The sequence below is a fragment of the Corallococcus sp. AB049A genome (assembly GCF_003668885.1).
Taxonomy (GTDB): domain Bacteria; phylum Myxococcota; class Myxococcia; order Myxococcales; family Myxococcaceae; genus Corallococcus; species Corallococcus interemptor.
The window spans coordinates 1-8,041 of record NZ_RAWL01000394.1 but is presented as its reverse complement, the minus strand read 5'-3'; the positions used below and the strand labels follow the sequence as shown (position 1 = coordinate 8,041).

Annotated in this window: 11 protein-coding genes and 1 rRNA gene; 8 read left to right on the top strand and 4 right to left on the bottom strand. The window is 69.5% G+C overall.

The features are described from left to right. Positions 1 to 346 precede the first annotated feature (346 nt). The 4 genes from D7X55_RS31225 to D7X55_RS31210 all read left to right on the top strand — a co-directional run bounded on the left by D7X55_RS31225 (position 347) and on the right by D7X55_RS31210 (position 4,520). A complete protein-coding gene (locus D7X55_RS31225) occupies positions 347 to 733 on the top strand; it encodes a hypothetical protein (protein ID WP_120551763.1) in 387 nt (128 codons plus the stop codon). A gap of 165 nt (positions 734 to 898) precedes the next feature. After that, positions 899 to 2,947 (top strand): TonB-dependent receptor, encoded by a 2,049-nt coding sequence (locus D7X55_RS31220; protein ID WP_233610175.1) that lies wholly within the window; start codon positions 899 to 901, stop codon positions 2,945 to 2,947. A gap of 35 nt (positions 2,948 to 2,982) precedes the next feature. After that, on the top strand, positions 2,983 to 3,693 hold the full coding sequence (locus tag D7X55_RS43590; RefSeq protein ID WP_158616296.1) for a hypothetical protein: 711 nt from the start codon (positions 2,983 to 2,985) through the stop codon (positions 3,691 to 3,693). Beyond that, a complete protein-coding gene (locus D7X55_RS31210; protein WP_121724966.1) occupies positions 3,690 to 4,520 on the top strand; it encodes a hypothetical protein in 831 nt (276 codons plus the stop codon). The genes D7X55_RS43590 and D7X55_RS31210 overlap by 4 nt, the downstream gene beginning before the upstream one ends. Before the next feature lie 58 nt (positions 4,521 to 4,578). On the opposite strand, the gene D7X55_RS31205 is transcribed toward D7X55_RS31210, so the two are convergent. Continuing rightward, a complete protein-coding gene (locus tag D7X55_RS31205) occupies positions 4,579 to 4,770 on the bottom strand; it encodes a hypothetical protein (protein WP_120551760.1) in 192 nt (63 codons plus the stop codon). A gap of 216 nt (positions 4,771 to 4,986) precedes the next feature. Here D7X55_RS31205 and D7X55_RS31200 point away from each other — a divergent pair, with 216 nt between their 5' ends. The 3 genes from D7X55_RS31200 (at position 4,987) to D7X55_RS31190 (ending at position 6,794) form a co-directional block, all read left to right on the top strand. Next, complete coding sequence (locus D7X55_RS31200; protein WP_120551759.1) at positions 4,987 to 5,403, top strand: hypothetical protein; 417 nt, start codon at positions 4,987 to 4,989, stop codon at positions 5,401 to 5,403. A gap of 68 nt (positions 5,404 to 5,471) precedes the next feature. Next, entirely contained in the window at positions 5,472 to 5,816 is a 345-nt protein-coding gene (locus D7X55_RS31195) for a hypothetical protein (RefSeq protein WP_120551758.1), read from the top strand. Between the two features lie 9 nt (positions 5,817 to 5,825). Next, positions 5,826 to 6,794, top strand: coding sequence for a tetratricopeptide repeat protein (locus D7X55_RS31190; RefSeq protein WP_120551757.1), 969 nt, complete (start codon positions 5,826 to 5,828; stop codon positions 6,792 to 6,794). 14 nt (positions 6,795 to 6,808) lie between these two features. Here D7X55_RS31190 and D7X55_RS31185 read toward each other — a convergent pair whose 3' ends face one another. Beyond that, positions 6,809 to 7,108 carry a tetratricopeptide repeat protein gene (locus tag D7X55_RS31185; RefSeq protein WP_121724965.1) on the bottom strand — a complete coding sequence of 100 codons (300 nt, stop codon included), beginning with the start codon at positions 7,106 to 7,108 and terminating at the stop codon, positions 6,809 to 6,811. 31 nt (positions 7,109 to 7,139) lie between these two features. Here D7X55_RS31185 and D7X55_RS31180 point away from each other — a divergent pair, with 31 nt between their 5' ends. After that, positions 7,140 to 7,340, top strand: coding sequence for a SlyX family protein (locus D7X55_RS31180; RefSeq protein WP_120551756.1), 201 nt, complete (start codon positions 7,140 to 7,142; stop codon positions 7,338 to 7,340). Here D7X55_RS31180 and D7X55_RS31175 read toward each other — a convergent pair. Further along, complete coding sequence (locus tag D7X55_RS31175; RefSeq protein ID WP_120551755.1) at positions 7,337 to 7,783, bottom strand: hypothetical protein; 447 nt, start codon at positions 7,781 to 7,783, stop codon at positions 7,337 to 7,339. The two genes, D7X55_RS31180 and D7X55_RS31175, sit on opposite strands and share 4 nt — an antisense overlap. 187 nt (positions 7,784 to 7,970) lie before the next feature. Then, positions 7,971 to 8,041: ribosomal RNA gene (gene rrf, locus D7X55_RS31170) — 5S ribosomal RNA — on the bottom strand; the annotation flags it as partial.

Below are 8,041 nucleotides of genomic sequence, written 5' to 3'. Positions count from 1 at the left end.
GGGCAGCGCCCGCCCCCGTCACCCCGCCGCCAATGACGAGCAGGTCGAAGGACTCGCTCGCCAGGGAGCGCAGGCGGTCAGCCCGTGAAGGCGGGGCGGGAACCTCCGTGGAGGCAGGCAGGGAACGAAGCGCGGCGGATTCGGAACGCACGCAGGAAGTCTATGACGGGAAGTCTTCCGCCGCAGCGGATTCCAATGCGATGCGTCAAGAGGTCCACGGGGTCATGGGACTGGACGTCATGGGACTGTCTCGCAGCGAGCGGCGGAGGTGGCCTTGCGTGTCATGGGGAGGACGGATAGGGAGGCAGCCGCCTCACCTCCCCCCTCCTGGACGCCCTGAAACCCCGTGTGGGATTCCCGAGACCGACGAGACCTGGCGTTCCTGGGACTGTGGGTCCTGGTGTACGGGCTCGCGGTGGCGCCGGTGCTGCACGCGGTGGTGGGCCACGGCGCGGGCCTGGGCGGTCACGTCCACCACACCGCCAGCACCTGTGATGCGAAGAAGACCGGGTGCCCAGACGAGTCCGGCGGAGAGTCCGGTGGAGCGAAGCAGGGCCATGGCCATCAGCACCTGACCGGCTCGGTGGAGCACCTGCTGGCGGTGGCGGCGGCCTGGACGGTCTTCGTGCCGCCCAAGCTGCGCTGGGTGTCCTGGCGGGTGGAAGCGGCGAGGAGCCCGGAGTGGTCGCCGGGTCAGCGCCTGCGGTCCGCGGCGATGCCGCAGGGCCCATAAGCACGGCGCACTTCGGACCTCCGTGACTCGCGAGCACGCGGACCGTCTGGCCAAGGCCGGACAGGCCCTGCGTGAGCGTGTGTCTTCGTCCCGAAACCGTCTGTCTTTCCCCTCGCACGCCCTGGAGCGCGTCCCGACGCGCGCCGGGGACGTGTCCTCGTGACCATGTTGCTCATCGCGTTCGCCACGCTCTCGACATGTCTTTCCACGGCCATGCCTTCCGAGCAGGAAGCCACGGGCCCCACGGAGACAGAAGCCCCCCAGCAGCGCTCCACCGTGGTGCGCGGAACGCGCCCGGCCCAGAGCGCCGCCGAGGTCACGATCGGCCGCGACATCCTCGACACGGCCCCGCGCACGAACGCGACGGACGTGCTGCGGGTCGTCCCGGGCCTGGTGGCCTCGCAGCACAGCGGCGAGGGCAAGGCCCAGCAGCTCTTCCTCCGGGGCTTCGACGCGCTCCACGGTCAGGACGTGGAGCTGAACGTCGGCGGCCTGCCGGTGAACGAGGTGAGCCACATCCACGCGCTCGGCTACGCGGACACGAACTTCATCATCCCGGAGCTCGTCCAATCGCTGGAGGTGACGGAGGGCTCCTACCGGGCGTTCCAGGGGGACTTCGCGGTCGCGGGAACGGTGCGCATGGACCTGGGCGCCCGCGAAAAGGGAGTGGAGTTCGCGGGCACGCTGGGCCAGTTCAACACGCGCCGGCTCGTCGTGACGGTGCGCCCGGGAGAGGACCCCGGCACCTTCGCGGCGGCGGAGATAGCAGAGAGCAACGGCTTCGGCCCTCAGCGAGGCTACGGCCGAGCCGCCCTGCTCGCCCAGGCGAACGTGGACCTGGGCCAGGGCGTGAGCGCGAGGGTCCTGGGAGGCAGCTACGTCACGCGCTTCGACTCGCCCGGAGTGGTGCGCGAGGACGACCTCGAGGCCGGCCGCCGCACCTTCTACTCCGGCTCCTTCCCCCGGCAGGGCGGCACGGTCTCCCGGCACCAGCTGCTCATCGGAGTGGACCTGCCGCGAGAAGGCACCGCGCGCACGCGCCTGGAGGCCTTCGGAATTCTCTCGGACCTGCGCCTGCGCAACAACTTCACCGGCTACCGCGTGGACGACCGGGGTGACGGTCTGGAGCAGACAAACGACAGCACCACGCTGGGCCTGCGCGCCGAGCACCGCCGCCAGGCCACCCTCTTCGGCCGTCCCCTCGCGCTCGAATTGGGCCTCGGAGGAAGACGTGACGGCATCCACCAGACGCAACGCCGTTACCGCGAGACGGACGGCACCTTCTTCGCGGACGAAGTGGACGCGGACCTCACCCAGACGGACGTCTGGGGTTACGCCGAAGTAAGGCTCCCGCTGGGCCGCTGGGCCTTCCGCCTGGGAGGCCGAGCCGACGCGCTGGGCGTGGAGGTCTTCGACGCGCTCGCCTTCCGGGACCCGCGCTACTACGACGGGCAGGGCTATTCACGCAGCGCCTTCGGAGTGCACTGGGGCGCGAAGGCCGGCGTCGAGTACGCGCTCACGGACACCTGGGCCCTCTTCGCCAGCTACGGAGACGGCTTCCGCTCCCCGCAGGCGCGAAGCCTCTCCGAGGGAGAGCAAGCCCCCTTCGTGAACGTGCACGGCGCGGAGTTGGGCACCCGGAGGGAAGGACAACGCCTGTCCTTCCAGGCGAGCGTCTTCGGCTCGCAGGTGGAGGACGACTTCTTCTTCGACCACACGGTGGGCACCACCGTCTTCACGGGAGAGACGCTGCGCACGGGCATCTCCGCGGCGCTGCAGGCGCGTCCGCTCGAAGGGCTCACGGCGGCGCTGAGCGCCACGGTGGCGAACGCGACGGTGACGAAGACGGGCGCGAAGCTCCCCTACTTCGCCCCGCTGGTCGCGCGAGCGGACCTCGGCTGGGAGAAGCCGCTGCCCGCCATCGAGTCCATCTTGTCCCTGGGCACGGGCCTGACGCTCATCGGCCCCAGGCCCCTGCCCTACGACGAATACAGCCACACGGTGTTCCTCGCGGACGCGCAGGCCGCGCTGCGCCGGGGAGCGCTCGCGCTGCGGCTCGACGTGAAGAACCTGCTCAACGCGCGCTGGCGCGACGGCGAGTTTGTCTACAGCTCGCGCTTCGACGCCACCGCCTGGCCCAGCCTCATTCCAGCCAGACATTTCACCGCGGGGGCACCACGCGTGGCCTCGCTCACCCTGGAGGTCCACCTGTGAAGAACCCGATTGCACTGGCCTTGAGCGTGGCCCTGATGAGCCTGGGCTGCGGCGACAAGACGGAAGCGGAGCGCCGCACCTTCGCCGTGACGATGACGGCGACAGCCCCCACGGCGCCCAACGAGTACGGCTGGACGGTGACGCCCGAAGCGGCGCAACTCTCGGTGGGCTCGGTGCGCTTCTTCGAAGGCCGCGTCCTGTTGTCGCGACGCTTCGACTGGTACTCGCTCATCGGAGGCACGGCGAACGCGCACCCCGGCCACTACGTCCCCGGCGACGCGCTGGGCGAGGTGCTGACGCCCCAGACGGTGGACCTGCTCGCGGGCGGCAACCTGGGTGAGGCGAACGCCGTCACGGGCTCGTATGGCTCACTGGAGCTGACGCTCGTGACGCCCACGGCGGCCACGGACGCCCAGAACCTCCTCGGAGGCCATCAGGCCCACGTGCGAGGCACCGCGACGCACACGTCCGGAGCCACGGTGCGCTTCGACGCCGTGGTGGACCTGCCCAAGGCCATCGAAGGCGTTCGCTTCGAGCGCGACCTCCAGAAGGAGGCCGGCCACGTGCGCATCGCGGTGGACCTGGGGACCTGGATGGACCGCATCGACTTCGCCACCGCGTCGCTTCCGGACGCGGCCGGCGTTTCCACCTTCCCCGCCGGAAGCCAGGCCCAGAACGGCCTGGTGCGCGGCGTGGAAGACACCAGCGCCTACGTCGTGACGTGGGTGGAAGGAGCCGCGCAATGAAGAAGTATTGGCTGATGGGAGTGTCCTGCCTGGCCCTGGTCGCCTGCTCGTCGGGTCAGGGCAACGTGACGTTCACCACCTACGGGGAGGACTTCATCGAGAAGGAGATCCCCGCCAGCGCCTTCGAGGATGGCTGGACGGTGAAGTACACGAAGTTCCTCGTGAAGCTGGGCGAGGTGAAGGTCGCCAACCACGAAGGCGAAACCGCCGCGGAGCAGAGCGCCGCGAAGGTGTACGACGTGCACCGTCCGGGCCCCGTGAACGTGACGACGTTCAACGACCTGGCCGCCGAGGAATGGGACGAGGTGAGCTACGCCATCGCCCCCTTCACTGACGCCACCGCCGGCAACGCGGACGCGGAGGACGTGACGCGGATGAACGCCGAAGGCTGGTCCGTCTACGTCGAGGGCACGGCCACCAAGGGCTCGGCGACCAAGCGCTTCCACTGGGGCTTCGCCACCAACACGCTCTACGAGCACTGCGAGAGCGAGGACCTCGGCAACGGCGTGACGGTGCCCAAGGGCGGCACGGAGACGGTGCAGCTCACCATCCACGGGGACCACCTCTTCTTCGACGACCTCCAGTCCACGGACGCGAAGATGCGCTTCGACGCCATCGCCGCGGCGGACAGCACGGGCATCGTCGGCCCGGACGGCGAAGTCACCCTGGATGAGCTGGGCCTGGTGGACCTGACGTCGCTGCCGTCGGACCAGTACGGCACGGGAGGCGCGGGCAGCGTGCGGACGCTGCGCGACTTCATCACCGCGCTCGTGCGCACCGTGGGCCACTACCGCGGCGAAGGCGAGTGCTCGCCGCGCGTCCGCTAGAGACCGCCTGACGCGGAGGGGCCGGCCGGAACGCGCGGCCGGCCTCTCCCATTGCCGCTCAGCGCTTCGAGGTGTCGTCCCCGCCCGTCATGCCACCGCCGTGCGAAGGCATGTGGGACGGCGTGTTCGGAGGACGGTTCGGGTTCATCTGGTTGGAGCGGTTGTCCTGGGCGGACTTGTGCTCCGGGCGCTCGGGGTTCTTCGTGTTGGAGCGCTGATCATTCGGGCTCGGGTTCTTGTTCTTGCTCATCGTTCCGCGACCTCCGTGTGTCCGGGCATGGGCGCCCGGACGGAAGGCACGGTAGGGAGACGCGCCCGGGAAACGCAGGGGCCCAGGGGGCGCTGCACAGTGTCCGGCAGCCATCGCTCGGGCTGCCCTCCTCGCGCCATGAGCGCCCGGCACGCTCGCTTCCGGATGCCAGCGAACAGACGGATGCCTACTCCTGACGCCAGGGAGGTGCGGCGGGTGAAGACCGTGACCTACGAGCGCAGTGGTCAAACCGACACGGGAGCGCAGGCGCTGCGAGTGGAAGGCCTCAAGCACCTGCGCGTCCTGGAGCAGGGAGAACCGGTGGTGGAGCGGGACCTGACGCCGGAGGAGATCCACCGGCTGGCCCCCCTGCTGGAACCCCTCCAGCGAGAGCCCGAACCCGCCACGCTCGGGCCCCCATCAGGAGGGCCGGAAGCGCTGGCGGTCACGCTCGCCTTCGAGGACGAGGAGACACCCCGGTTGAGGCTCGCCACGGAGCGGCTGCCCGCGAAGGGAGGCCGGTATGATCGCCTGCTCGCGGAGCTGGACGCCCTGCTGACGGCGGAGCTCCACGCGCGAGCCCCCCGCCACGCCCACGCCGTGCTGCCGCATCAGCTGCGTCACGACGAATGAGAAGGCGCACAGCAGGGGAGCAACCGGGGCGGGTTGCCCCGGGGGCCCGCATCTGACAGACAAGCAGCATGAAGCGCGTGCAGTTCTCCGTGCACCGCACGGTCGGAGAGGCACGGATGCTGGCAGGAGCCCTGGAATCCGCCGGGCTCTCGGTCGACATCCGAGGCGAGTCCCTGGTCCCGCTGAGCGGAGAGATTCCCAGCACCGAGGCCTGGGTGGAGCTGTGGCTGTTGCCGCAGGAACTGGAGGCAGGGCGCCAGGTGCTCGCGGAGCTCCAGGCCAACCAGGAGGCCGCCAATCGTTCGGTGACCTGTCCACGGTGTGGAGAAGAGAACCCCGCCAACTTCGAGCTCTGCTGGAGCTGTGAGCTGGAGCTCCCCTCCGGCCTGCGTCCGCGCCTGCGCGCCGTTTAGAATTCCCCCATGAGCGACCCATCCAACGCCCCCGGGGAGCGGAGCGGCCGGCGCCGGAACCAGGGTCTCCGGAGTGTCCTCTGGGTCTGTGGCGTGGCGCTCGCCATCCACGTCATCCCGCTGTTCCTGCCCCGCAACATGCCCGAGCAGGAGCTGGCCATCGCCCGCGCCACGGACAGCGTGGAAGGCCGTCTCCAGTTCCTGGTGCCCCTGAAGCACAACGACAAGGCCACGGCAGCGGACCTGCGCATGGCGGCCGAGCTCCTGCGCGAAGGGGCCCCCGCGGAAGCGCACGACCTGGCCCTGGAAGCCGAGCGGAGGGACCCCAACGCCCTGGAGACCCAGCTGCTGCTCGCGCGCATCTGTGACCGGGAGCGGATGTCCCGCTGTGTGGAGCAGTCCCTGGGCAAGGCGCGCCAGCTCGCGCCGGCGGACCCCAGGGCGGAGCTGTTGCGAGCGGACCTGAGCGAGGAGAAAGGCGACCTCGAAGGCGCCACGAACGCCCTCGCCCGGGCCTACAGCCAGGCCCCCGGAGATCCCCTCGTGGGCGTGCGCTACGGCCGGCTGCTCAGCCGGATGGGCAGGCCCGAGGATGCCCTGAAGGTCTTCACCTCCCTGGAGGGCAAGGTCCCACCGGCCCGGCTCCTGGTGGAACAGGGGCTGGTGCGCACCCGGGAGGGCCGCAGCCGCGAAGCCGTGGGCCTGTTGCAGCAAGCGGTGCAGAAGGACCCGAAGCTCGCGGAAGGCCACTTCCAGCTAGGCATCGCCTGGTTCCAGGCGGGAAACCAGGTCGCCGCCGAGGAGTCCCTCCGACAGGCGGACCGGCTGGACACCTCGGACACGCGAGCGCTGTCCACCCTCTGCACCCTCCAGGTGAAGGCGGGGAAGCTCGAGGGAGCACGCCAGACGCGCACGGACCTGGAGCGGCGCTTCCCCCAGCGGATGGACCTCATCCGGGAGCAGTGCCGGCTGCCCTGAAGCTCAGGGGAGCTTCAGCGTGGCTCCTGCCCGCGAATCTGGCGGAGCATCCGAGCGGAGGCGATGACCGGCGCATCCACGGACCCGTCGGCCCGTTCGGTGCGCACCACGGACTGGAGGAAGGGGATTGCCTCTTCATCGCGGCCCTGCTGGAAGAGCAGCTCCCCCAGCGCGAACCGGGCCTGGGTGAGGAGGACCAGGTCCTCCGCCGCCACGGCCGCATCGATGGCGTCACTCAGCGCGGACTCCGCCAGCTCGGGCTGTCCGCGTCCCAGCAGCTCGCGGGCACGCTGCAGATGTTCAAGGGTATTCATGGGGCACGGTCCCCGAGCGGAGAAGACGGCAATGGAAGACAAGCGCCTGGTCGAGCTGGAAATCCGCTACACGCAGCAGCAGGAGCTGCTGCAGGAGCTCAGTGACGTCCTCTACCAGCAGGGGCGCGTCATCGACGCGCTCCGGACGGAGCTGGACCAGCTCAAGCGCAAGCTGGACGCCGAGCCGGGCCTGGTGGACGCGCGCCACCAGGAGCGGCCGCCGCACTACTAGAACTTGTAGCCCAGCCGCAGGCCGATGATGGGGTTCGGGTCCAGGTAGCCCACCTCGACGCCAATGCTGGCGGCCTTGCCCTGGAGGCCAAAGCCAAACGCCGCGTGGGCCTTGAAGGTGTCACCCTTGAAGAAGATCCACGGACCGGCGAGCCCCTCGATGTAGACAGTCTTGCCCACCGTCGCGCGAAGCGAGATGTCCAACGGAACGCCAATGATGTTGCCGTCCGTGACGAGCACCGCGCCGAACCGGGCACCCACGAAGAGTGGACCCGCGACATGCCCTTCAACGCCCAGCGTAAAGTTGAAGGCCGCGCTGGTGTCGACCCAGTAGTCCGCGCCCACGCCCAGGCGGACACCGGACTGCTGCGCCTTGGATTCCGCGGGGACCAGCAGGAGCCCTAGCGCGAACAGACCAGCGGCGTAGATTCGAAGCAGATGCATGCGAGAGGCTCCTGTCCAGAGAGGGGGAAGGAGCGCCACTCAAGCAAAAGCAGGCAGGGTCAGGCCAGCCTCAAAGCCAGGCACCCGTACGTTCGCATGCCGTCGGATCAATCCAAGACGAACGGTGTCACAAGCCCGCAAAGACAAAGCCCCTGGCGCCTTGCGGCACCAGGGGCTTTCAAAAAGAATCCGGCAGCGACCTACTCTCCCACGCGGTTTCCCGCGGAGTACCATCGGCTCTGGAGGGCTTAACTTCCG

Bases quoted from the DNA above. Each gene is read 5' to 3' on its own strand.
- D7X55_RS31180 (WP_120551756.1), top strand. From the start codon at position 7,140: ATGGAAGACAAGCGCCTGGTCGAGCTGGAAATCCGCTACACGCAGCAG.
- D7X55_RS31205 (WP_120551760.1), bottom strand. From the start codon at position 4,770: ATGAGCAAGAACAAGAACCCGAGCCCGAATGATCAGCGCTCCAACACG.
- D7X55_RS43590 (WP_158616296.1), top strand. From the start codon at position 2,983: ATGAGCCTGGGCTGCGGCGACAAGACGGAAGCGGAGCGCCGCACCTTC.
- D7X55_RS31210 (WP_121724966.1), top strand. From the start codon at position 3,690: ATGAAGAAGTATTGGCTGATGGGAGTGTCCTGCCTGGCCCTGGTCGCC.
- D7X55_RS31175 (WP_120551755.1), bottom strand. From the start codon at position 7,783: ATGCATCTGCTTCGAATCTACGCCGCTGGTCTGTTCGCGCTAGGGCTC.
- D7X55_RS31190 (WP_120551757.1), top strand. From the start codon at position 5,826: ATGAGCGACCCATCCAACGCCCCCGGGGAGCGGAGCGGCCGGCGCCGG.
- D7X55_RS31185 (WP_121724965.1), bottom strand. From the start codon at position 7,108: ATGAATACCCTTGAACATCTGCAGCGTGCCCGCGAGCTGCTGGGACGC.
- D7X55_RS31195 (WP_120551758.1), top strand. From the start codon at position 5,472: ATGAAGCGCGTGCAGTTCTCCGTGCACCGCACGGTCGGAGAGGCACGG.
- D7X55_RS31220 (WP_233610175.1), top strand. From the start codon at position 899: ATGTTGCTCATCGCGTTCGCCACGCTCTCGACATGTCTTTCCACGGCC.